Source organism: Polaribacter glomeratus (genome assembly GCF_002954665.1).
GTDB lineage: Bacteria > Bacteroidota > Bacteroidia > Flavobacteriales > Flavobacteriaceae > Polaribacter > Polaribacter glomeratus.
The window spans coordinates 540,599-564,680 of the sequence record NZ_MSCM01000002.1; the positions used below are offsets into that span (position 1 = coordinate 540,599).

The 24,082-nt window shown below is 27.8% G+C and carries 29 protein-coding genes and 1 pseudogene; 22 read left to right on the forward strand and 8 right to left on the reverse strand.

All coding sequences use genetic code 11. The features are described from left to right. Window positions 1-35: 35 nt before the first annotated feature. Together BTO16_RS12330 and BTO16_RS12335 are read right to left on the reverse strand one after the other, a co-directional pair. Window positions 36-1,103: a response regulator gene (locus BTO16_RS12330; protein ID WP_105021978.1), complete on the reverse strand. Its 1,068-nt coding sequence runs from the start codon at window positions 1,101-1,103 to the stop codon at window positions 36-38. Continuing rightward, the gene (locus BTO16_RS12335; RefSeq protein ID WP_105021979.1) at window positions 1,100-2,341 is read right to left on the reverse strand and encodes a PAS domain-containing sensor histidine kinase; all 1,242 of its coding nucleotides are present in this window, start codon (window positions 2,339-2,341) and stop codon (window positions 1,100-1,102) included. Before BTO16_RS12335 ends, BTO16_RS12330 begins: the two co-directional genes overlap by 4 nt. 500 nt (window positions 2,342-2,841) lie before the next feature. On the opposite strand from BTO16_RS12335, the gene BTO16_RS12340 reads away from it, so the two are divergent. From BTO16_RS12340 to BTO16_RS12360, 5 genes are all read left to right on the forward strand, one after another. Then, entirely contained in the window at window positions 2,842-3,726 is an 885-nt protein-coding gene (locus tag BTO16_RS12340) for a DnaJ C-terminal domain-containing protein (RefSeq protein WP_105021980.1), read from the forward strand. Between the two features lie 2 nt (window positions 3,727-3,728). Next, window positions 3,729-4,025 carry a chaperone modulator CbpM gene (locus BTO16_RS12345; RefSeq protein WP_105021981.1) on the forward strand — a complete coding sequence of 99 codons (297 nt, stop codon included), beginning with the start codon at window positions 3,729-3,731 and terminating at the stop codon, window positions 4,023-4,025. Window positions 4,026-4,114: 89 nt separating this feature from the next. Then, complete coding sequence (locus BTO16_RS12350) at window positions 4,115-4,321, forward strand: hypothetical protein (protein WP_105021982.1); 207 nt, start codon at window positions 4,115-4,117, stop codon at window positions 4,319-4,321. A 164-nt stretch (window positions 4,322-4,485) separates the two neighbouring features. Continuing rightward, window positions 4,486-4,842, forward strand: coding sequence for a hypothetical protein (locus BTO16_RS12355; RefSeq protein WP_105021983.1), 357 nt, complete (start codon window positions 4,486-4,488; stop codon window positions 4,840-4,842). A gap of 439 nt (window positions 4,843-5,281) precedes the next feature. Then, on the forward strand, window positions 5,282-5,572 hold the full coding sequence (locus BTO16_RS12360; RefSeq protein WP_105021984.1) for a hypothetical protein: 291 nt from the start codon (window positions 5,282-5,284) through the stop codon (window positions 5,570-5,572). Between the two features lie 43 nt (window positions 5,573-5,615). On the opposite strand, the pseudogene BTO16_RS12365 reads toward BTO16_RS12360, so the two are convergent. Both BTO16_RS12365 and BTO16_RS12370 read right to left on the reverse strand, forming a co-directional pair. Next, a pseudogene (locus BTO16_RS12365) lies at window positions 5,616-5,768 on the reverse strand (single-stranded DNA-binding protein); the annotation flags it as partial. Window positions 5,769-6,401: 633 nt separating this feature from the next. After that, window positions 6,402-6,740, reverse strand: coding sequence for a single-stranded DNA-binding protein (locus tag BTO16_RS12370; protein ID WP_105021986.1), 339 nt, complete (start codon window positions 6,738-6,740; stop codon window positions 6,402-6,404). Window positions 6,741-6,914: 174 nt separating this feature from the next. Between BTO16_RS12370 and BTO16_RS12375 the strand changes: the two genes are divergently transcribed. Together BTO16_RS12375 and BTO16_RS12380 are read left to right on the forward strand one after the other, a co-directional pair. Beyond that, the gene (locus BTO16_RS12375) at window positions 6,915-7,463 is read left to right on the forward strand and encodes an HNH endonuclease (protein ID WP_105021987.1); all 549 of its coding nucleotides are present in this window, start codon (window positions 6,915-6,917) and stop codon (window positions 7,461-7,463) included. Between the two features lie 16 nt (window positions 7,464-7,479). Continuing rightward, window positions 7,480-7,830 carry a hypothetical protein gene (locus BTO16_RS12380; protein WP_105021988.1) on the forward strand — a complete coding sequence of 117 codons (351 nt, stop codon included), beginning with the start codon at window positions 7,480-7,482 and terminating at the stop codon, window positions 7,828-7,830. A 46-nt stretch (window positions 7,831-7,876) separates the two neighbouring features. Here the strand turns inward: BTO16_RS12380 and BTO16_RS12385 are convergent, their stop codons facing one another. Further along, window positions 7,877-8,344: a CBS domain-containing protein gene (locus tag BTO16_RS12385; protein WP_105021989.1), complete on the reverse strand. Its 468-nt coding sequence runs from the start codon at window positions 8,342-8,344 to the stop codon at window positions 7,877-7,879. A 105-nt stretch (window positions 8,345-8,449) separates the two neighbouring features. Between BTO16_RS12385 and BTO16_RS12390 the strand changes: the two genes are divergently transcribed. Beyond that, window positions 8,450-10,747, forward strand: coding sequence for a M28 family peptidase (locus BTO16_RS12390; RefSeq protein ID WP_105021990.1), 2,298 nt, complete (start codon window positions 8,450-8,452; stop codon window positions 10,745-10,747). A 73-nt stretch (window positions 10,748-10,820) separates the two neighbouring features. Here BTO16_RS12390 and pyk read toward each other — a convergent pair whose 3' ends face one another. After that, on the reverse strand, window positions 10,821-12,248 hold the full coding sequence (gene pyk / locus BTO16_RS12395) for a pyruvate kinase (protein ID WP_105021991.1): 1,428 nt from the start codon (window positions 12,246-12,248) through the stop codon (window positions 10,821-10,823). Between the two features lie 5 nt (window positions 12,249-12,253). Further along, window positions 12,254-12,724: an IPExxxVDY family protein gene (locus BTO16_RS12400; protein ID WP_105021992.1), complete on the reverse strand. Its 471-nt coding sequence runs from the start codon at window positions 12,722-12,724 to the stop codon at window positions 12,254-12,256. Between the two features lie 180 nt (window positions 12,725-12,904). On the opposite strand from BTO16_RS12400, the gene BTO16_RS17655 reads away from it, so the two are divergent. The 5 genes from BTO16_RS17655 (at window position 12,905) to BTO16_RS12415 (ending at window position 16,064) form a co-directional block, all read left to right on the forward strand. After that, the gene (locus BTO16_RS17655) at window positions 12,905-13,045 is read left to right on the forward strand and encodes a hypothetical protein (protein WP_170064469.1); all 141 of its coding nucleotides are present in this window, start codon (window positions 12,905-12,907) and stop codon (window positions 13,043-13,045) included. A 28-nt stretch (window positions 13,046-13,073) separates the two neighbouring features. Next, a complete protein-coding gene (locus BTO16_RS12405; protein ID WP_105021993.1) occupies window positions 13,074-14,210 on the forward strand; it encodes a helix-turn-helix domain-containing protein in 1,137 nt (378 codons plus the stop codon). Between the two features lie 203 nt (window positions 14,211-14,413). Beyond that, complete coding sequence (locus tag BTO16_RS12410; protein WP_105021994.1) at window positions 14,414-14,950, forward strand: DUF3575 domain-containing protein; 537 nt, start codon at window positions 14,414-14,416, stop codon at window positions 14,948-14,950. A gap of 238 nt (window positions 14,951-15,188) precedes the next feature. Next, the gene (locus tag BTO16_RS17985; RefSeq protein WP_262503063.1) at window positions 15,189-15,311 is read left to right on the forward strand and encodes a hypothetical protein; all 123 of its coding nucleotides are present in this window, start codon (window positions 15,189-15,191) and stop codon (window positions 15,309-15,311) included. Window positions 15,312-15,635: 324 nt separating this feature from the next. Then, window positions 15,636-16,064 carry a lipocalin-like domain-containing protein gene (locus BTO16_RS12415; RefSeq protein WP_105021995.1) on the forward strand — a complete coding sequence of 143 codons (429 nt, stop codon included), beginning with the start codon at window positions 15,636-15,638 and terminating at the stop codon, window positions 16,062-16,064. 129 nt (window positions 16,065-16,193) lie between these two features. Here BTO16_RS12415 and BTO16_RS12420 read toward each other — a convergent pair whose 3' ends face one another. Then, window positions 16,194-16,703, reverse strand: coding sequence for a hypothetical protein (locus tag BTO16_RS12420; RefSeq protein ID WP_105021996.1), 510 nt, complete (start codon window positions 16,701-16,703; stop codon window positions 16,194-16,196). 367 nt (window positions 16,704-17,070) lie between these two features. Between BTO16_RS12420 and BTO16_RS12425 the strand changes: the two genes are divergently transcribed. The 9 genes from BTO16_RS12425 (at window position 17,071) to BTO16_RS12465 (ending at window position 23,841) form a co-directional block, all read left to right on the forward strand. Beyond that, window positions 17,071-17,664: a hypothetical protein gene (locus BTO16_RS12425; RefSeq protein ID WP_105021997.1), complete on the forward strand. Its 594-nt coding sequence runs from the start codon at window positions 17,071-17,073 to the stop codon at window positions 17,662-17,664. A gap of 84 nt (window positions 17,665-17,748) precedes the next feature. After that, the gene (locus BTO16_RS12430; protein ID WP_146105404.1) at window positions 17,749-18,024 is read left to right on the forward strand and encodes a hypothetical protein; all 276 of its coding nucleotides are present in this window, start codon (window positions 17,749-17,751) and stop codon (window positions 18,022-18,024) included. Between the two features lie 69 nt (window positions 18,025-18,093). After that, window positions 18,094-18,429 carry a hypothetical protein gene (locus tag BTO16_RS12435; protein ID WP_105021999.1) on the forward strand — a complete coding sequence of 112 codons (336 nt, stop codon included), beginning with the start codon at window positions 18,094-18,096 and terminating at the stop codon, window positions 18,427-18,429. A gap of 309 nt (window positions 18,430-18,738) precedes the next feature. Next, the gene (locus BTO16_RS12440; RefSeq protein ID WP_105022000.1) at window positions 18,739-19,014 is read left to right on the forward strand and encodes a hypothetical protein; all 276 of its coding nucleotides are present in this window, start codon (window positions 18,739-18,741) and stop codon (window positions 19,012-19,014) included. A gap of 69 nt (window positions 19,015-19,083) precedes the next feature. Next, the gene (locus BTO16_RS12445) at window positions 19,084-19,671 is read left to right on the forward strand and encodes a DUF6252 family protein (protein WP_105022001.1); all 588 of its coding nucleotides are present in this window, start codon (window positions 19,084-19,086) and stop codon (window positions 19,669-19,671) included. Between the two features lie 75 nt (window positions 19,672-19,746). Further along, complete coding sequence (locus BTO16_RS12450) at window positions 19,747-20,022, forward strand: hypothetical protein (RefSeq protein ID WP_146105405.1); 276 nt, start codon at window positions 19,747-19,749, stop codon at window positions 20,020-20,022. Window positions 20,023-20,091: 69 nt separating this feature from the next. After that, window positions 20,092-20,682 (forward strand): hypothetical protein, encoded by a 591-nt coding sequence (locus BTO16_RS12455; RefSeq protein WP_105022003.1) that lies wholly within the window; start codon window positions 20,092-20,094, stop codon window positions 20,680-20,682. A gap of 76 nt (window positions 20,683-20,758) precedes the next feature. Then, window positions 20,759-23,527 carry an alpha/beta hydrolase gene (locus tag BTO16_RS12460; protein WP_146105406.1) on the forward strand — a complete coding sequence of 923 codons (2,769 nt, stop codon included), beginning with the start codon at window positions 20,759-20,761 and terminating at the stop codon, window positions 23,525-23,527. Window positions 23,528-23,571: 44 nt separating this feature from the next. Then, window positions 23,572-23,841, forward strand: coding sequence for a hypothetical protein (locus BTO16_RS12465; RefSeq protein ID WP_105022005.1), 270 nt, complete (start codon window positions 23,572-23,574; stop codon window positions 23,839-23,841). Window positions 23,842-24,082 lie beyond the last annotated feature (241 nt).

Sequence of the window (24,082 nt, forward strand, 5' to 3'; positions counted from 1 at the left end):
CATATTACATTCGTAATATATTGTTTACTCTAAAATTAGCAAATTTCTTTTAGCCTCTCTAAATCTAAAATTCTTATAGTTCTGCCTTCAATTTCTATTAAACCTAGTTTTTTAAAACTAGACATTGTTCTTATTAATGTTTCGGTTGCAATGCCTGCAACACTTGCTAAATCGTTTCTAGAAATTTTTATTTGATTTTCTGGTTTATGATTTAATTTTTCTGCAAATTTTAAAATTGTATTTGCTGTTTTTTTACTCACAGAACTGTAAGCCATTTGTAATAATTGGTTTTTTACCCCTGCTAAATCTTCTGTTAACAACTCTATTAACTCTAAAGTTACTTTATGATTTTTGTCTAAAACACTTGTTAATGCTTTTTTAGATAAACCTACTAATACTGTTTTTTTTATTGCAGTTGCAGATTCTTGATACGCTAAATTTTGGGTAAAAGAAGTATATCCAAATAAGTCATCTTCTTTATATAAAGCAGTGGTTAGCTCTTTACCTTGTTCGTCTAATTTATGACACTTTATAAGACCACTAATTATTAAATAAATATAATTAGAGTTGTTGCCTTCTTTATATATAATCGCTTCTTTAGAGTATTGAAAAGTTTCTCCGTAATCATCAAAATAATTTTTTAAATCATTAAGGCTTCTTATTTCTTCTGTGTCTTCTTCTGTTTCTTTTAATTTCCCTTTTTTTTGATTTTTTTCTCTAATATCTTTTAAAATGGATGCTTTTGCCAACCTACTTTCTATAGCACTAATAAGTTCATCTTCACTAAAAGGCTTTGTAATATAATCGTCGGCTCCCAAGTCCATTCCTTTTCTAACATCTTTTCTTTCTGTTTTTGCTGATAAAAAAATAAAGGGGATGTGTTGTGTACTTTCGTTTTTTGTTAAGGCTTCTAAAACGCCATATCCATCTAGTTCTGGCATCATAATATCACAAACAATAATGTCTGGCAGTATTTCTTTTGCTACTTCTACTCCTACTTTACCGTTTGGCGCATTTATAACTAGGTAGTTAGATAATTCTAAAAGTTCTGTAGTATTTTCTCTTAAAACCGTATCATCTTCAATTAATAGTATCTTTTTCATTTTGCTTTGTTCATGATCTTCATTGTAAAAGTTGACCCAATATTTTCTATACTTTTAAAAGTAATTGTACCTCCTAAATTTTTTAAGTGACTTTTAGTAATATTTAAACCAATACCTGTTCCTTGGGTTAATAAAGCATTTTCTGCTCTAAAATACCTGTTAAATATATTTTTTTGGTCTGCTTCAGGAATTCCAATTCCGTAATCTTTAATTTTAAAAGTAGTTTGTTTTTTATCTTGTATTATATTGATGTCAATTTCTGTGTTTTCTGGCGAATATTTTATAGCATTATTTACTAAATTAGACAATGACAGTTCAATTGTTTTTTCGTCTTGTGTTAAAGAAATTTCACCAATATCATCAGGATATTTAATTCTTTGGCCCTCTTTTAGAAGCATATTTGCATTATAAATTACTTCATCTACCACTTTACTTAATTTAAAAGTATGGAATTTATAGTTTATTTTACCAGTTTCTAGTTTTTCTACGGATAAAAAATCATTTAAAATATTATTTAAATAATGAACCTTATTGGTAATCGTGTCTATATGCTTGTCTCTTTTTTCTTGCTGTTCTGTTAATTTATATTTGCCTAATAAAATGGTGGAAGTTAAAATTCCACTTAAAGGTGTTTTAAATTCATGAGAAACTAACGATAAAAACTTTGTCTTTAATTCGTTCAATTCTTTTTCTTTTTTTAAAGCATCTTTAATTTTATTCTCTGCCTCAATCCTTTTTTGGTTTTCTTGGTCTAACTCAAGATTTACAACCTTTAACTCTTTAACCGTTTTACTTAATTCTTTTGTTCTTTCTTTAACCTTTTTCTCTAATTCTTCATTTAGTTTAATTATTTCTTTTTCTTGTTGCTTTCTAACAGAAATATCAATAACAAGTGCCATTACAAAGGTTTGACCATAAATCTCAAACGGATTTAAACCTGCTTCTAAAGGAAAAATATCTCCATTTTTTCGGGCTCCATACAAGTCTCGACCATTGCCCATTTGTCTTTTTTCCTTTTGCTTCATAAACCCATTAAAATGAGCTCCATGACCAGCATGATAATTTCTAGGTATTAAAACATTAAGCTGCTGGTTTATAAGTTCTCCTTTTTGATACCCAAACATTTTTTCTACAGATGAATTTACAGAAACTATTTTCTGTTTATCATCAACAACAACGACGCCTTCCGAAACAGCTTCAAAAAGTACATTAAAAATATCTTGCTCTTTATTTAGCATTTCTGTAGCAATTTAAACGATTAAATAAGCCACTAAAATTACTAAAATTTAGACAAAGATTAACGATAATACTGACTTTTATCATAATTTATCATCTTAAAGTATGCTATTTTTATCAAAAATTATAACTCGTTTACTATGAAACCCTCACAAAAACCAATAACCAAACTCAAGTAAACTGATCTATACTATTGCGGCTGCATATGTTTCTGTAGTAAAGGCAAAGTTCAAGGTTTAAATAAAAAATAACTTTTGTTACTGCTAATTTTTATTTGGATGCAACGAATCAACTAAACCAGTTTTTAATTATTTTATGTGTGTGGGTTTTAAAAAAGAGTTTCAGTTTTAAATCATATAAAAAAATAACCGTCTAGTACTTAAATTAATAACAAAGAACTAAATACTGATATAAATAAATCTGAATTAAGTTTAATTACGAGAATTAGTTTAGCTTCAAAAAAAATAATTAAAAAATATTATTCTTTAAAACAACAAAGTAAATGGCAGTTGTAGATTATTATAAAACATTAGAAATTACCAAAAGTGCGTCTGAAGCTGACATTAAAAAAGCGTACAGAAAATTAGCACGAAAATATCATCCAGATGTAAACCCAAATGATAAAAATGCAGAAAAAAACTTTAAAGAAATTAATGAAGCAAATGAGGTTTTAAGCAACCCTGAAAACCGAAAAAAATACGATACCTATGGCGAACATTGGCAAAATGGAGAAGCCTATCAGCAAGAAAAACAACGACAACAGGAATATCAAGAAAGAGCTAAAGGCGCTCAAGGTGGTTATTCTCAAGAAGATTTTTCTGAGATGTTTGGAGGTATGTTTGGCGGGTCATCCTCTGGAAGAAGTACAAACTCAAAATTTAGAGGTCAAGATTACAATTCTGAATTAAAACTAAATATACAAGATGTTTACACAACCCAAAAACAGGTTATTACTGTTAATGGAAAAAGCATAAGAATTACCATTCCTGCAGGAGTTGAAAACGGTCAAATTATTAAAATAAAAGGTCATGGAGGAAAAGGTGTAAACAATGGGCCAAATGGCGATTTATATATTCAATTTTCAATTGTTAACAATTCAAGATTTAAACGAGATAAAGAAAACCTCCACGTAGCTATAGATTTAGATTTATACACCGCTTTGTTAGGCGGACAATTAGTGGTTGCTACTTTTGATGGAAATGTAAAATTAACTATTAAACCAGAAACAGTAAACGGAACCCAAGTTAAACTAAAAGGAAAAGGATTTCCTGTCTATAAAAAAGAAGGTCAGTTTGGTGATTTATATATAACTTATCAACTTAAAATACCAACTAATTTAAACGAAAAGGAAATAGAATTAATTAAAGAACTACAAAAACAACGCTAATTATGAAAACTCAAAACTTAATATCTATAGCGCAATTTTGTGAGCATTATACTATTCCTGCAAGTTTTATAGCTGCACTAAAAGAATACGAATTAATAGAGATTGTTGAAACAAATAATGAGGATTATATTAAAATAACGCACATTACAGAAGTAGAAAAAATGATTCGTTTACACTATGAGTTAAATATAAATTTAGAAGGTGTAGATGTAATTTATAACTTATTAAACCAGGTTGATTCTTTGAAAAAAGAAATAACTCATTTGCAAAATAAACTACATTTTTACGAACATTTTTAATTAAATTATAAACTACCTTGATTAAAATCAATGCAAGCTGATGATTCGTTTTATAAGCTGTTAGCAACAATTCTGACCAAACTAAATCAATGATAAAATACTTTAGAAAAGTCAGACAAAAACTTCTCACTGAAAATAAATTCAGCAAATATCTGATTTATGCAATTGGTATTAAAAAAAATATTATCGTAGAAAACAACATTATAGACCTTAAAAATAACCCAAAAGGTTCAGTTATGATTTTAAGAGCTAATGTTAAGGGAAAAACAATTTCAAAAATGATTATAATTGATTAAAACAAAATATTGTGAAAACAATAAAAACAATATTATTTTTTAGCAGTTTAATATTACTATTAACAAGTAGCTCATGCGAAACAAATGATATATCAGAAACAGGAAGTGACAATTTTTGATGTTATATTAATTGACAATTATTTACTCCAAAAGGAAGTACAAACTTGATTGACACATCTCCTTTTAATAGTGGCTTATCAATTTATGTTTATGATACCTTTATTAGCTTGAAAGCAAGTAACTCTTCTGATTTTGTTTACTTTTCTATTTCGGATCGGAAAATAGGTAAAATCACCTTAAAAGAAAGTCTTGGTTTTTCAGGATCTTCAGATACTCACTCTATTAACCATGCTATTGCTATGATAGATAATAAAAAATACCTTTCTAAAAATAGTTCAGGGATTGTAACTTTTACAAATATTTCGGAGATTAATGTAATGGGGACTTTTGAGTTTACTTTGTATAATGAAAACGATGATACTGATACAATTAGTGTCACAAACGGAAAGTTTAATGATTAAAAAACAAGTCATAATGCTATGAATGACTTAAAATAATGAATCATATAATAATTTAAAATAAGTAAAAAACTTATTACCATGAAAACGAAAATCTTATTACCAATATTCTTTTTATTACTTTTATTAAGCTCTTGTAATGAAGATAGTATAATATTAGAAGAAACTCAAGCAGTTTCAGAAACTATAAAACTCGAATAAATTAGTGTTTTAAACGGAAGATTATATTTTCCAAACAAATCTACATTTCAAAACTATTATCAAAATATTAAAGAAAAAGATGAATATGAAATAGCAGCTATTTTAGAGAATAAATTTTATTCTAAAGGCTTCTATTCCTTAAGACCTATTGTTAACGAAAAGACAGCTGAAACTGAAGTTTTAAGGCATTTAAATAAGGTTAAAGCTAATAAAAAAGCACTACAGCAAAGATCTTCAAGCGATGAATTACAACTTTGAAAAACGTAACGAAAAAGGTAAGAATACTAATAATAATTCTGCTAATTATTTTAGCAAAGAAATCTTCTATGTTTCAGATTTATTATCTTCAACTAATAGAAATAATCTTACTATAAATAAAGCTTTTGGATTGATTCCTAAATATGGACTGAGAAGAGCTTTATCTGAAAAATTAAATTTTGAATTTGCTTTTGGTTTAGGTTATTCTTGGGGAGGAAACAATATTAACGGAATAGCATCTTCAATTGATTTAAGAATTAATTTGAAATTATAATACTATCAACAGTCTTATTCCAGGCTACAAGATTATGCCATTATACATTATCAACTTTCTGTCCTGAAGCATCTTTGTAACTTTCGTTAGTGGCGAGTGAAAACTTTGCTAATTTCTTTCCAGATTCTAATGTAATAATTTCTGGGTCATTTACTAAATTTCCAATTAACTGTACTTTATTTCTTAATGAATTCATGATTTTAAGTATTCTCTTTCTTTAAGAATAGTATTTATAGATTTAAGTATCTCATATTGTTTTTCTTTTGTTCTTAAATTTAAATTACCTTTTCCTACACTAGTTGATAAAACATTATTTTCATATTATATTAGGCAACTGTCAATATTATACATAAACGTTTTACTTTTGGGTATGGAATCAATTATTCAGTAAATTATTGGAAAGAATGGTATCGTTATCTATAAACAGTAAACTTTCCAACAACCAAAAAAACTACTTACAAAAACATGAGTTTAGGAATAATACTAAATTCTTACTATAAAACTAGAAAAACTTTAAACGTTGTATCATATACATACCTTCATTATTCAATTTGTATAACGGTTTTAAATTGACTTACGAGCAGCTAATAAGTTTAGAGTTAAATTGGAGAATAAAATTATTTAACCTAACAAACCTTACAACACCATGTGTAATTAATGACATGGTTCTAGCATAAGCACAAAAATTTTCGAAGGTTTTTTATTTACTAAAATATTTATTGTGTTTTTAAAAATTTATAAACAATGTATTAAACCTTATAAAATAACAAAAAAAAAGACCAACATAATATTGGTCTTTCTTCAAATTTTTAATTTCATAGCACTATTTCTATTGCTTGTTTCCAAGCATTAAAAGCTCGCTACATAGAATCTCTGTAACGTAACGCTTTTCACCTTCTTTAGTTTCATAACTTCTTGATGTTAGCTTCCCTTCTATAGCAACTTCTTGGCCTTTCTTTACATAATCTTCAACTACTTTAACCAAACCGCCTGTTATAACAATGTTGTGCCAATAAGCACGCTCAACTTTATTACCAGTTTTGTCTTTGTAACTATCATCTGTAGCCATAGAAAATTTTGCCATTTTGTTACCATCTTTAAAGGTTACTATTTCTGGCTCTTGACCTAATCTACCAATTAACTGTACTTTGTTTCTTAACGTACTCATAAGATAAGTTTTTATATTATTTATAATTTTATGTCAATTCGTTTTGACACTGCAAAGATGAAACACAACAGAAATTTTATTCGGTTATGAAGCAATTACTTTCGGTTGTAATTATTTGTAGTCGTTTGTAAACGTATAATTTGTATATTTACGTAAATAAAAAAGCATCAAAACATGAAGTCATTTAGAAATGAAAGCTGGAAAGCTTTTGATATCGTTGATTGCAATTTTGAAAAAGAAGAAATACTAGTATCTAATTACGGAAGAGTTCAAAAAAAGAAAAATGGAGCCGAAGAATTTAAATTACACAAAAACGGCATTATCAACAAATTTGAAACACTTTCTTATCTCAACAGTAAAAACAAAATTAGAAGTTTTTATGTACACAGAGCAATTGCCTTTTTATTTCTAGAAAAAAAGGAAGATGCAAAATTTGTAATCCATAAAAATCATGATTTAACAGACAACTACATCGAAAATTTAAAGTGGGTAAATCAAAAAGAACTAACAGTTCATCAATTAACAAACCCAGAAAGAAGAAAAAAATTAGGTTTAAAAACGCGTGCTAAATTATCTGAAGCAAAGGTTAAGGTAATTAAGAAAAAGTTATTAGATCCTAATAGAAGAACAAGATTACGAATTATTGCAAGTCAGTTTGGGGTAACTACCATGCAATTATATAGAATAAAATCTGGAGAGAATTGGGGGAAAATTGAGATATAAAAAATAAAAAAATGCTATGGAAAAAAGAAGTTGTTTAGAATGTGAAGAACCAGTAAAGGGTAGGGTCGATAAAAAATTCTGCTCTGATTATTGCCGAAATTCTTACAATAACAGCGTAAATAAAGACAGTAAAAACCTTATCAGAAATATTAATAATCGGCTTAGAAAAAATTATAAAATCTTATCAGGTTTAAATACTTCTGGTAAAACAAAAGTAACTAGAACTAATTTATATGATAAGGGTTTCGACTTTCAGTTCTTTACATCTATCTATACAACAAAAACAGGAAACACCTATTTTTACGTGTATAACGAAGGGTATTTAGCATTAGAAAATGAAATGTTTTTGCTGATAAAAAAAGAATAATTAAAAATAGTAACAAGGGAGCATGCTCCCTTGTTAACTATCTATTTTATTTCCAGGTATTTCCTTTTACCTTAATGGCAGCTTTTAAAACATCTTTTTGGCTTAATTGACCTATTAACTTTCCGTTTGCAACAACAGGAAACCTTCTTCTGTGAGAACTAATAAACTTAAAAGCAGCATCAAAAATATTCATGTCTTTATCGATCGTGTCTACATCTGTAACCATATATTTTCCTACAGTATTATTAGTGTCTGTTGGCATATTATAATACTTACTTTCAGAAATGTGCTTTATACAATCGGTTTCAGAAATGATACCAATTAACTCATTTTCATCATTTACAACCGGACCTCCAGAAATTTTGTGCTTAATCAATAAATTTATTACATGATCTAAAGAATCCTCCGCTTTAAAAGTGATTAATTTGGTTGTCATATAATCAGAAACTAAAATTTGTTCGTCATTTTTACCTTGCGACTCATCTCTTTTTCCTTGAAAGCTTTTAATTCCCATAATACGTTTATTTTAAGTTGATTGAAATTTACAGAAAATTCTGTTTGAATCCACATTTATATAAAGTTTTTTTATTTCTTATATTTATACAAATTTTTACATCCAATGAAAAAAGCATCATTTATATTCTCTATCCTCATAATTTTAGGCGTTATTTATTGGAGTTTTTCTGATATTAAACCCTCTTTGCCTAAAGATGAATCTTTAGTAAAAACAGGTTTTTCTGCTTACAATGCACTAGAGCACGTAAAAAAAATCAGTTTAAAAGAACATTACGTTGGTTCTAAAGATCACAAAAATGTTCAAAACTATATTGTTGAGGAATTGAATAAAATGGGCTTAGAAACCGAAATTCAGACTGAAACTGCCGTAAATAAAAAATGGTTTGCTGCTACAACGGCACAAAATATACTTGCTAAGGTTAAAGGTTCTACAAACGGAAAAGCGCTAATGCTGCTTTCGCATTACGATTCAAATTCTCATTCTTCGTTTGGCGCAAGTGATGCGGGCTCTGGTGTTGCTGTAATTTTAGAAGGACTAAGAGCCTTTCTATCAAAAAAACAGACACCAAAAAACGATATTATCATTCTAATTTCTGATGCCGAAGAATTAGGTTTATTAGGCGCACAGGCTTTTGTAGATAAACATCCTTGGACAAAAAATGTAGGTTTAGTTTTAAACTTTGAAGCTAGAGGAAGTGGCGGCCCAAGTTATATGTTAATGGAAACGAATGGAAAAAACAGCAAACTTTTATCAGAATTTTTAGCTGCAAAACCCAATTTTCCTGCAGCTAACTCTTTAATGTACAGCGTTTATAAAAAATTACCAAATGACACAGATTTAACTGTTTTTAGACAAGACGCAAACATAAACGGATTCAATTTTGCTTTTTTTGGCGATCATTTCGATTATCATACAGCGCAAGATACGTATGCAAGATTAGACAGAGAATCGCTTTTACAGCAAGCAGATTATGTAACGTCTATGTTAGGTTATTTTGCTTTTTCTAATTTAGAAAATTTAAATTCAGATAAAGATGATGTCTATGTAAACTTTCCTTTTTCAAGTTTGTTAACTTATCCTTTTTCTTATGTTTTACCAATGTTAATTGGTGCAATAGTGTTATTTCTGGTATTACTTTTCTTCGGGTTTTCGCTAAATAAAATATCCGTTAAAAACTCCCTAAAAGGATTTGTCCCATTTTTAATTTCGCTTGTTTTGTGTGGCGGTGTTTCTTTTGGTTTATGGAAATTACTTTTAAAAATTCATCCTCAATACAATGATATTTTACAGGGTTTTACCTACAATGGCTATACGTATATTGCGGCTTTTGTATTCTTAAACCTTTGGATTTTACTAAAAACATACAAATACTTTTCTAATGAAGAAAAGACAGCAAACTTTTTAATAGCGCCTATTTTTATTTGGTTGCTCATTAATAGCATAATTAGTGTGTATTTTAAAGGAGCGGGCTTTTTTATCATCCCAGTTTACTGTGCTTTATTTATTTTAGCAATTGTTGTTTTTACAGACTTAAAAGGACGTTACAATCGTGTTCTATTTACTATTTTATCAATACCAACTATTTATATTTTTGCGCCCTTAATTCAAATGTTTCCCGTTGGTCTAGGCTTAAAAAATTTATTTATAAGTGGTATTTTGATCGCTCTAATTTTTGGACTGATGCTCTTTTCGTTTTATCAGAGAAAATCATTCTGGGTTTTAAAAGCATGCGGAATCTTAACAATCGGTTTCTTTGGATTTGCAACCTATACTAGCGGGTTTTCCTCCAACAATAAAAAACCGAATAGCATTGTTTACATTCAGAATTCTGATGACAAAACTGCCTATTTTGGAACGTACAATCAAGTGTTAGATTCGTACACAAAACAAATTTTTGATAAAAACGCCACAAAAGGAAGCATTAAAAGTGCCGAAACAAAAAGCAAGTACAATACTCGTTTTAGCTATCATACAAAAACAGCTAATAAAAAAATTTCTTCATCAAGAATAGTAATAGATTTTGATACTATTATTGGCAATAAGCGTCTGTTAGAATTGGTAATTACGCCTACTAGAAAAGTAAATAAATACGAATTTATAACCAATAGCAAAGTTACTTTACAACAATTTAAGGTAAATGACGCTGTTGTAAATAATGGTAAAAATTATACGGTAGAAAAAGGGACTGTTTTAATCTATTTTATGTCAAATTCTGATACAAACGTAACACTCTCTTTTAGTGTAAATAAAAACGAAAAACTAGACCTAATTTTAAATGAAATCTCTTACGATTTATTAACGAATTCAAATTTTTCTATTAGTCCAAGATCCGAAGAAATGATGCCAATGCCATTTGTTACCAACGATGCTATTATAATAAGTAAGAATTTAAAACTCTAATAATGAGATTTTAATGCATAAAAAAAGCGTTCTAAAAATTTAGAACGCTTTTTTTATGCATTAAAATATATTTTTAGTCAATTTCAGAAACACGTAACGTATTTACCATTCCTCTAGCCTCTGCAGGCATAGAAGCTAAGTTAATAATAATGTCTCCAGAAGTTACAAAACCTTTTTCTTTAGCAATGTTGTTAATATCTACAACGGTGTCATCTGTAGAAAGGTTTTTGTCGTAATAAAAAGCTCTAACACCCCAAAGTAAATTTAATTTACCTAAAATTCTTTTATCCGTAGAGAACGCTAAAACGTGTGTTCTTGGTCTCCATGAAGAAATTTGAAAAGCAGTATACCCACTATTTGTTAAGGTACAAATTGCTGCTGCATCTGTATCGTTTGCCATTAAAGCAGCGTGGTAACAAATAGATTTTGTAACAAATCTATTGGTTCTAATATGAGGCGGTTCTTGAGGAACTTTAATCATTTTAGAGTTTTCTACAGCTTTAATAATTTCAGACATTTTTTGAATAACTCTTAATGGAAATTTACCAACAGATGTTTCTCCAGAAAGCATTACTGCATCTGCGCCATCCATAATAGAATTGGCAACATCGTTTACCTCTGCTCTTGTTGGCACAGGATTATCGATCATTGTTTCCATCATTTGGGTAGCAATAATTACAGGAATTCTTGCTCTTTTTGCACGTCTTACTAATTTTTTCTGAATTAAAGGAACGTCTTGCATTGGTATTTCTACACCTAAATCTCCACGAGCAACCATTAACCCGTCACAATAAGGAATTAATGCATCGATATTTGCAACTGCTTCTGGCTTTTCTATTTTGGCGATAATTGGAATTCTATAATCTGAGTGTTGTGCAATTAAATCGCGTAACATTCTTAAATCTTCTGGAGTTCTAACAAAAGATAATGCAAACCAATCTACATCTAAACCAATTGCAAAAACAGCATCTTCCATATCTTTTTTGGTTAACGCAGGTAAAGAAATAGCCGTATTTGGTAAGTTTACACCTTTTTTAGATCTTAAAGGTCCGCCTACAATTACTTTTACAACAACTTCATTTTCTTTGTTGGTAGAGATTACTTCGAATCGTAATTTACCATCATCAACCATAATCGCTTCCCCAACTTTTACGTCTTTAGGAAAACGTTGATAGGTCATAAATGCTTTTTCTTTAGTTCCTATACATTTTACAGTAGTAAAAGTAAAAGTATCTCCATCTTCTAAAATTACATCATCTTCCATTACACCAACGCGTAATTTAGGACCTTGTAAATCTGCAAGAATAGCTACATTATAGCCATTTTCTTTATTTATTTCTCTAATTATTTTTACTTTTCTCTTTACATCTTCGTAATCTGCATGAGAAAAATTAATTCTAAAAACATTAACTCCGTTAGAAGCTAATTGTGTTAAAATTTCTTTTGTGTCAGTTGCTGGCCCTAGGGTTGCAACTATCTTTGTTTTATTATGATTTGGCATATTTTCTAAAAAATTAAAAAGTCTTTCGACTTTAATGTGTTCTTATCTATTAAATAGGAAGTGATTACTTGCTCTATTTTTTTTATTTTATCTACGGTTTCAGACATAAAGGTATACTCTAAATCTCCAGAAATTTTAATAAAGAAATCTACTTTTTTCTTTTCTGGAATTAAATATGTTTTTGTTTCTGATGTTAATAGAAGTTCGTTCGACTCTTTTTGATTTTCTCTTTTAGAGCTATTTGCTATTAAAAACCAATCAAAATCATACTTATTGCTTGAGTAATTAAAAATTGAAAAAGAGGCATTTTTCTGTGTATCTTCAAAATTTAAATCTTCTCTAGATTTATAAAAACTGGTAGATAGCGTTTTATTCAATAAATAGGCTAACTTAAAATCTTCTAATGCGGTATGAATACCAATTAAGGAATACTCCTCTTCACAAAAATCTTCTAAACCTAAAGAGTGAATTTGCATACGTAATTACTAATTTTAGTTCTTCTAATTAAGACGCTAAATTACTAATACTTTATGAATATTTTTGGGATATTAACGAAAACGTTATCGTGTTTAGCTTATAGAAATCTTAAAAAAACATATTATTTATTGTTGAAAAAAGTTTTAGTAACTAGATAAATGACTCTTAACTTTTTATAATTGAAGACTGAGTTTTATGCTCGTTTTTTTCTAAATTCTTCAGAAAAAAAGGGAATTCCTGTTTCTTTTGGCGAAAGTAGTTCGCGCGCAGAAACTGCTGGTAAAGTTGCTGTACAAAGTGTAAATTTTATTAATCAGTAAATAGTTATATTTACATAAAATTGCAATTTTGAACATTAAAGAAATCTTTAATCTCTTTTTATTAATTAGTGCTATACACGGTTTTTTGTTTAGTATTGTTATCCTTTTTTCTAAAAACGGAAGAGAAAAAAGTATGCAATTTATTAATTTGCTAGTGCTTGTAGTTTCTTTAAACAACATTCAATCTTGGATTTTAATTAAAGACTTTTTTATCAAATATTTCTTTTTAGATTATTTGCATATACCCTGGCATTTTTTAATTGCTCCTTTTTTTTACATGTTTTTAATCCATTATTTAGAGATTGAAAAAAGAAGTAAAAATATTTTAAAAATTATTTTACCCATTTTTTTATTCATCATTTCTATCCGAATAAGTTTTGTATTCTTTTTTAGTGATTCAAATACTGTTGATATTGCTCATCTGTTTGAGAAATATACATTTCTTGAGGAAATTTTTAGCTTATTAATTTCACTAACCGTTTTTGCATATTCTTTTCAAATACTATCAAAAAAAGAAAAGTTATTTACAAAAATTTTATCTTTTGATAATTTAAAATGGATTTACACCTTCTTTAAATTAGGATTATTTACCTATTTATTTTGGATTATTGCTCTTGCAATTTCCGTAGCTTTAAATTTTAAAGAATTTATTTACTCGTATTATCCTTTAAGAGTTTTAACTACTGTTTTAATTTATTGGATTGGCTACCAAGCAATCATGCAATTGGGTTTATTAAAAGAACGTAAAAATTTGCGTAAACAATTAAATTTTTCATCTATTGATATTAATGAAACCTTAGTTGAAGAACCAAAAGATTCATATAAAAAAGTGATTTTCGATAATACAGAAGCTTTAATCGTAGAGAAAAAACTTTTTATAGAACCAAGGCTTACTGCAGATTCTTTGGCAAACACGGTTGATGTAAATGCCGTAAAATTAACGAGTATTATTAAGCTATTTTCTGATAAAAACTTTAGCGATTATATAAATGAATTTAGAATAGAATTTGCAAAAGAATTATTAGTTGATGAAGCTTATAAAAACTATACAATTACTTCTATTGGTTTAGAATCTGGTTTTAACTCTAAATCTTCTTTTTATGCTACTTTTAAAAAGCATACAGGTTTAACACCTACAGAATATCAAAAATCATTGTTAAAATAACTTAAAGTCTTTGTGAATTTTGCTCTTTTGCATGCTTAAACAACCGATACCTTTATAAACGAATTGTTTTTCACTTTCTCTCAAAAAGCAAAAATGTGTCCAGAATTTTGCAAATGTGTCCAGAATTTCTCCTTTTGGAGAAATACTGGATACCTGTTTTTTATTGTTTTCTAATTTAGTTGAAATTTAAAAATAATTAAATTATGAAAAAATGTATTCTCCTAGTAGCATTAATGTATTCTTTAATGTTTTACTCTCAACAAAAAAATGATAGTTTAAAACAAAATGAGTTTAAGATAAATCTTGCTTATTTAATTGCTGGCTATCCAGAAATAACTTATGAAAGATTATTAACTGACGAAACCTCAGTTGGAATATCTATGTTATTTTCTATAAATGATACTTCATCAAATGAAAACAACAATGAAAGTAGCAATGGCTATAACTTTAGTTTAATACCATATTACAGAGTTTATTTTGGACAACAAACTAATTCAGGTTTTTTTATTGATGGAAATTTAGCTCTTTACTCACAAAAACACACAACTGGAGATTTTTTCACAAATGCTAAAGAAGGTGGAACTGGTTTTGGAATTGGTTTTGGAGTTGGAAAAAAATACAAAACAAAAAAAGGATGGGTTGCAGAGTTTACTTTTGGCTTAATAAGAACTCTAATAAATGCTGATAAAATTGATTTAATATATCCTCGAGTAGGAATCACTATTGGTAAACAATTTTAATCATGAAAGATACCATTTACTTATTAGTAATCTTAATTTTACTTCGAAGTTGTTATTCTTATAAACCTTTTGATTAAAAAGATTATGAAACTAACAATCCTAAAAAGGTTAAAATTGAATCGTTAAATTCAACAAAATGAAAAGGACAATTTATTAATTACAACAAAGATACTATGACTGTAAAAAAGATAAATGAAACAATAAAAATTCCTGTTTTAGAAATTAAAACTATAAAAAAATGGAGTTTTCGTTTTTAAAATCCTATTTATTTGGTGCTACTATTTCTTTTGCTTTTTTATTGCTTCTTTTTAATGAACTCATAAAAACAATTGCAGAAGCTGCTATACACAGAATTAAATAATATTTGAAAAAGAGAGTTTGATTAAAAAAGCGTCCTTAAAACTTTAAGGGCGTTTTAAAAATTAATTATTTTATAAATTAAAAATTATGAAAAATCAAATTATAAACTTTCCCGTTCATCCCAAAAAAGTCTAGCTAACTTAAAAAACAACTAATTAAGCAAAAAAAGACACAATTAATAAATTATTAATAATCAATTAGTTAGAAATAAAATGTGTCCAGAATTTCGCAAATGTGTCCAGAATTTCTCGTTTTTAAGAAATACTGGACGCCTAAAATTATAATATCAAATATATTTACAACACAAGTTTAAAATCTCTCGATTATGAAACAATTATTATTAAAAACAACATTATTACTTTTTATTTCAACAATAATTAGCTGTGAAAATTTTGATAGAGAATTTGAATCTGAACCTTTGATTGGGGTTTGGTTTTTAGTTAAAAAGACAGCTGATAAAACAAATATTCCAATAGACAGTTGTATGTCTAAAACAACGATTGAGTTTAAATCAAATAAAAGGTATACTGAAATTGTATTTTATAAGGACTCAATAGGAAAATGTAAATTTTATGAAGATTTTGGAAAATGGAATAAATTTAATGGTAAATATGATATTGACAATCTAACAATTATAGACCAAAAATTAAAAATTGAAATTATTGGCAATAGACTTATCTACTCTTATCAAGCATGGCATGATCCATTTGGAAATTTCACAACGTATTTGTACAAGATTAGTTGCTGTGGTTGAGCGATTAATTTATAGAGAATAACCAAATTGAAAGTACGTGAGTACTTTCCTAAATAAGCGATTTGCCAGCAATTAATTTTGTACAGTGTTGGCTACCGTTTTTTAAATTCCGATTATTAATTTAAAAAATCAATTTATTATGGATTCATTATTAAACAAATTAAAGTCAGCGACTATATATTTAACTTCAAAAGATTTTATACTTTCAGTTATTGGGGGAATTTCAGGGTCTTTAATATATTGGCTTATTTTTTGAACAAAAAGTGTTGTTAAAAAACCTATTATTCCGCCAATTATATATTTTAATATGTCCGTTTTAATTGATTCAGATTGTATTAAATACTTTTTTAAATTCCATTTTATTAGGAATAACTTAAAAATATTTAATTTTAAAAATACTCTTTGGTTTTCATCATTAACTCCCAAATATGTAAATTCAAAATTATGTTTTGCGGGTATAAAATATAAAGGTAAAGAAGAAACTCTTTTTATTTCAAATTCCGATTTATTTTTCGGATTATGATAATTTTTAAAAGTTCTAGAATTAAATATTAATCTCTGAAAAACACCATATTCAATGAATATTTCACAATCAATAAATTCCAATAAGTTTTTTACGAATAGTCCTTTTATTTTCATTTTTCAGAGTTTTATTTGTAATGGTTGCCAACTATAGATATAAAAAGATTTTATCAAAAAAAAGAATAAACTATTTCAAATCAAAAAAATTAAAACGTTCTTAAAATTTTTAAGAGCGTTTTAAAAATTATGAAAAATCAAATTATAAACATTCCCGTTCATCCCAAAAAAGTCTAGTTAACTAAAAAAACAACAAATTAAGCAAAAAAAGACACAATTAATAAGTTACTAATAATCAAATCCTTAAAAATAAAATGTGTCCAGAATTTCGCAAATGTGTCCAGAATTTCTCGTTTTCATGAAATTCTGGACACCTAAAATTATAATTTAAAATACTTTTACATAATAACCCAAAAACCCATAACTTATGAAACCAATACTTTTAAAAACAGCGCTATTACTTTTTGTTATTACATTTTTAAATTGTGAAAACAACGACCCACAAGACCAATTACCACCAATTACTCAAACTGGTGCAAATACATTTGGGGCTATTGTAGATGGTAGGGTATTTGTGCCTGCAGATTCTCCTTCAGGTATTCCTGGTACAAACAATTTTAAAGGACTCCAATCTTTTGTAGGTAATAATTTTATTAATAGTTCTGGTAATGATAAATGGACTGTTTTAGTTGGTAATTTTGAAATAAATCCAAGCATATACTTATTTATTTATATACCATCTTTATTAAATATAAATATTAATCAAACAATTGGTAAAAGTGATGGTTTTGAAAATTCAGATTTACCAAATCCACATATCTATTGCCACATAAATGGTAATAATAACACTTATCTATCATATGAAAATTCAGGTTTATTAGAATTTTCTAGAATAGATATTAATAAAGGGGTTTATTCAGGCACTTTCAATGTTACACTTAAAAATAAAAATAATGAAAATGATTTAATTGAAATTACAAATGGACGATTTGACATCAATCTAAATACAGTAAATAAATAAAAAAGCAGTTGCTACCAACAACTGCTCAATAAAATAGTTAAACATAACAAACACAAAATTATTAACATTTAACAACTCAAAATTATGAAAAAATTTACATTTTGTATCCTTTTAATGATACTATCACTACAACTACAAGCACAAATTACCAATGGTACTTTTACAGAAGAAATAGACGAGCGCATTAAAAACCTAAGCAAGAGTACAATAACCACTAATATTTTAATAAACAGAATATTTTCTTTTGCTAAAATTAATGAGTTTAACCAAGGTGTACAAATAGATACTTCTTCTTATACCCATTTTACACAAGCTTGGGACGAATTATACAGAGCTTCTTACACTAAAAACACCTCTTAATCATTAAAACTAATATTATAAAAAAACAATTACACAATTAAACAAAATAACACTTAAACAATTTTTATTATGAAAACAACATTTTTAAAAACAACACTTTTACTTTTCGTAATAACCTTTTTTAATTGCGAAAACAACGACCCACAAGACCAATTACCACCAATTACACAAACTGGTGCAAATACCTTTGGTGCTATTGTAAATGGTAAAGTGTTTATACCGAAAGATAAAACAGGGTATTCTCCTCCTGGTGGAGGTACACCAAGAGGTTTAGAAATTCGTGGTAATAGTAGAACATTTGTTATAGAAGCAAATAATTATAAGAATATATATATATACCACAAGATTTACCTAATGAGGAAACGTATAATTTTCAGAATAGTACAGGTGTTGAATATAGCTTAAATGAACCTGATTTTGCGCACATATATGCCATTGTTAATGGTATTAAATATTTAAGTTTTCAAAATTCTGGTTCAATTTCTTTTTCTAAAATTTCTTTTAAGGATGGGATTTACGCAGGTACTTTTAATGCAAAATTAAAAAATAAGGACAATGAAACAGAAATAATAGAAATTACTGATGGTAGATTTGATATATAAATTTAAAAAAGTAGTTGCTACCAACAACTGCTTAACAAAAAGTTAAACATAACAAACACAAAATTTACAAGCGCTGAAATTATTTCAGTGTCTAACTTAACATTTCAAAATTATGAAAAAAATTATAACTGGCATTCTACTACTCTTTTTTGCAATACAATTTCAAGCTCAAACTACTTTAGAAAAGTACACAACAGCAGTAGATACTAAATTACAAAATATAGATAAAAGCTCCATTACTTCTAATATATTGTTAGATAGAGTTATCTCTGTTTCAAGTATTGTAGAGTTTAACCAAGGTGTAAGGCAAGATACTACCTCTTTTACGCATTTTAAACAAGTGTGGTATGAGTTAAACAGAGCATTTTACACTAAAAACACCTCTTAATCATTAAAACTAATATTACAAAAAAACAATTACACAATTAAACAAAATAACACTTAAACAATTTTTATTATGAAAACAAAACTTTTAAAAACAACACTTTTACTTTTTGCTCTTACATTTTTTAATTGCGAAAACAACGACCCAGAAGACCAACTAACACCAATAACACAAACTGGCGCAAATACCTTTAGTTGTATTATAAATGGGGAAATTTTGATACCAAAAGATGCAAGAGGAAATTTAGGAGGACCTGGAGGACCTCGAAAAGGATTAAGTGTCTATTATTTTCAAAATAAAAACTTTGAAATAGATGCTGGAAACTTTAGAGATACTGGAGGTGATAATATATATATAAATATAAATAATTTAAATTCTATTGGGACTTATAATTTTGGTTTAAGTTCCTCTCAACCTGCATCCACATTTAAACCTGATTACCCTCATTGTTGGGTAGGGATTTCTGATAAATTAGATAATGAAAAAAGATATTTATCCGACACTAATTCAGGTACTATAACTATAACAAGATTAGATAATGATAACAAGATAATATCAGGAAAATTTGAATTAACTGTTTTTAACAGCAATGACTCTAACGAAATTATAAGAATTACCGAAGGTAGATTCGATATTAATCTAAATACTGTAAATAAATAAGAACGGCTACGTCAACAGCCGTGAAATATTAAAAACAACAAACTCAAATTTATTAACATTTAACAAATTAAAATTATGAAAAAAATTACATTTTGTATCCTTTTAATGATACTATCATTACAGCTACAAGCGCAAATTACCAATGGTACTTATACAGAAGAAATAGACGAACGTATTAAAAACCTAAACAAGAGAACTATAACCTCAAATATTTTAATAAACAGAGTCTTTTCTTTTGCTAAAATTAACGAGTTTAACCAAGGTGTACAAATAGATACTTCTTCTTATACCCATTTTACCCAAGCTTGGGACGAATTATACAGAGCATTTTACACTAAAAACACCTCTTAATCATTAAAACTAATATTACAAAAAAAAAATTACACAATTAAACAAAATAACACTTAAACAATTTTTATTATGAAAACAACATTCTTAAAAACAACACTTTTACTTTTTGCAATAACCTTTTTTAATTGCGAAAACAACGACCCACAAGACCAATTACCACCAATTACACAAACTGGCGCAAATACATTTGGTGCTATTGTGAATGGTAGGGTATTTGTACCTAAAGATTCTTTTAACTTTACACCTGGAGGTGGTACAAATAATCTTGAAGTAAACATTGGTGAAAATTTTATTAAAAATAAAGGTGATGATAAATGGCTTATCAAAACATATAATGCTAAAGATACTCCAAGTACATATATCTTTTTATATCTACCTACACTCAAAAATAATAAAACTAAACATACAATAGATGAAAGCGACGGGAGTGGTAGATCTAACTTATCAAATGCTCATATATATTGTCTAATTGATAAATCAAATCGTCAGTATAGGTCATTTTATAATTCTGGTAATTTAGAATTTACTCGTTTAGATATAACAAATAGTATTTATTCAGGAACTTTTAGCGTAAAACTAAAAAACAAAGATGATGAAAATGATATAATTGAAATTACAAATGGACGATTTGACATCAATCTAAATACAGTAAATAAATAAAAAGCAGTTGCTACCAACAACTGCTCATAATAATTAAATACTAACACAAATAATTAACATTTAACAATTCAAAATTATGAAAAAAATTACATTATGTATGCTGTTAATGATACTATCATTACAACTACAAGCACAAATTACCAATGGTACTTATACAGAAGAAATAGACGAGCGAATTAAAAACCTAAACAAGAGTACAATAACCTCTAATATTTTAATAAACAGAGTCTTTTCTTTCGCTAAAATTAATGATTTTAACCAAGGTGTACAAATAGATACTTCTTCCTACACCCATTTTACACAAGCTTGGGACGAATTATACAGAGCATCTTATATTAAAAACATAATTAAAGAAAATGAACTTGACCTAATTTTAGAAAGTAGAAAGTACCAAGCAAATGTGGTGCCTATTGGCATTATTAACACCGAGTTTCACGAATTTAATTTTGGTACCAAACTAGCAAATACCAATGTAACTTTTAATGAAACTACAGGTTTATTTGCTAACATTGCTGGTAAAAACCCGTTTATAAAAAGGCAAACTACTATTATTAGTCCATTAGTTACAAGGGTAACAGGAAATACTATTCAATTTAAAACTGATCATTTATTTAGGTTATACAAATTGGGCAAACAGATTAAAACCTTACAATTAGTTACAAATGGCAGTATTTATAATCTTATCTCAAATTATAATTTTAATACGAGTACTTTTTCTACTATATACTCCTCTTCTGGTATAAAAACCTTACGTTTTAACATTACGTATGCAGACAATACTACAAAAACAACATACGCAAATGTGTATGTAAATATGATTGCAACTACTTTAGCAAAAAATAGCACAAACACATCTGAATTATTGCCTATTGAAGCAGATGATGATTTGGCATTTAAAGGCTATGAACTTGGAGACCAATTAGAAAAAGGAAAAAATGAATATAGAATTTATTATAGTGATGCCTCTAAAACCATAGACAAACCTTTATATATTATTGATGGTTATGATCCAGGTGATACAAGAAAAATAGAACGAGAAGATGATGGACACGATGTAAGTAAAGAAAGTATTTTAGAATTGATGAGTTACGACCACGATAAAGACTCTATTACTCCAAAAAAAGATATGATTAAAGAATTAAACCTTTTGGGTTATGATATAATTGTAGTAAACCACACTAGAGATTCTATTGGTAGTTATACTGTAAACATACCACTTTACAGCTTAAACTTTACCAGAACAATTTATAGAGATGCCGGTAGTGATTATATAGAAAGAAATGCCTTTACATTTATTAGTTTAATGCGTCATATAAAAAGCATACAACAAGGTAATGAAGAAGCTGTTGTAATTGGCCCAAGTATGGGTGGTTTAATTTCTAGATATGCTTTGGCATATATGGAGAAAAAATTAGCAGAAACTGGAGATAATGCTAAATGGAATCATAATACAAGGTTATGGGTAAGTTTTGATAGTCCTCATCAAGGAGCAAATATACCTATTGGTTTACAAAAAGGCATTGAGTATTTTGCAGATGAATTAGATAATAAAGGAGGTCAAAAATTTATAGACGACCAATTAAGCAGACCTGCAACAAAACAGATGTTGGTAAATCATTATACAAATAATAGCAATTTGCCAGTTGGTGCTCCAAACTTTAGAAATCGCTTTCAAAATGATTTAGACAATTTAGGAATGCCACAAAATTTGAGAAAAGTAGCATTACTTAATGGCAGTATGTCTGGAGTACTGAATGGAATTTCTGAAGCACAATATCTTCAAATTAATACAAGAATACCAATATTTGGTTCTAGTTCTCCTATTATACAAAATAAATTTTATCACAACACAAATAAAAAAAATGGAAGTCAAAATTATTTAACTTTTAATGCTGGTGGTTTTTATTTAAATTTTTTGTTTTTTAAAATTTATATAATAGCACAATCTAAAAAATATTCTACTCCCAGCAGTAAAGGTAGCTATGATATTGCACCTGGAGGTTACTTTAATGCACAATCAGAATTGGCCAATGAAGCACAGGGTTCTTCCTTTTTTACAATTTTTGGTTGGAATTATTGGAGAACATTAACAACTACTGCTTATGTTTTAGACCCAACTCACAGTTTCATCCCAACAAAAAGTGCATTAGCTTACACAGGTAGTGATGTTTTAGATGAAGTTATTGGTAATAAAGATAGACATTGTACAGGTGAAACACCTTTTGATAATTATTTTGCTCCAGAACAAAATGAACCACATATTACATTAACAACAGAAAATGTAGCTTGGTTAAAAGCAGAGTTAGATGTTGATAATACAGATAAACCTTTACCCATAGTTTATGATACAAAAATGACGGGAAATATAAGTGCTGTACCTGGGCAAAACTTAACATATAGTGTCACAGATATTGGTGAGAATACAACTTATGATTGGTTTTTTGATGTTGATGGTTACACGGGTACAAATATTGGTGGATGGCGCATTATTTCTAATAATGGCAATAAAATAGTTGCAAAAGCAGGCAGCCCTGGTCTGGCTGTGGTTGTATGTAAAATAACAAGTACAAATATGTGTTCATCATCTGTAAAATATACGTATGTTAATGTAAGTCCATCTAGTGATGGTGACGGTGACGGTCAAAGTACCTGCAATGATGCATTAAGATTTAGCTCTAATCCTATGAGGTCCAATAATTCTTTAAATAAAGTTTATATAGATTCAGACCCATGTAACGGTAATTTTGCATTAGAAAAAACTTACAAACCTGAAAAAACATACTATAATATTTCTATTCATAATGTTTATGGAGAAATAGTATACTCAAAAAACAAAAGAGTTTAGTGTTAAAACCTTAAAAAAAGGGAGATCATGTAATCTCTGTAACAATGTTTACCTGTTCCGAGACAAAAAATTTTAATACAAATGGTTATTATCCAATTTCTAACCATCTAATTATTCAAGTTAGCTTTACATACAAAGATGATTATGTAACAAAAGATTATAAATCTAAAGAATATGCTGTAAATATTGCTTTGGATTCTACCAATAACTCACAAGATAAAAAATTCTATTTAGAAAGTTTTTTTGGCTTTAGTGCTTGTAAATTAAAAAATACTAGTATTAAAGAAATGAATAGTTATGCCAACTTTAGATAGGATAAATTTTTTTCGTAACTAAGCTTTAATACTAAATTTGATATTAATAATGCATTAAACAGAAACTACTTTTCGTAACATTCTCCTGTAAGATTAGAGTACATACTTTACAGTAAAATTACACTTAATAACTTTAGAGATGATTCTAGAAATGATAGCTTAGAATATCTATCATAAAACCCAAATCTATGGGTTATTAGTATAGATAAAAATGTAAGTTATGATTTAAAAAGTGTAACTT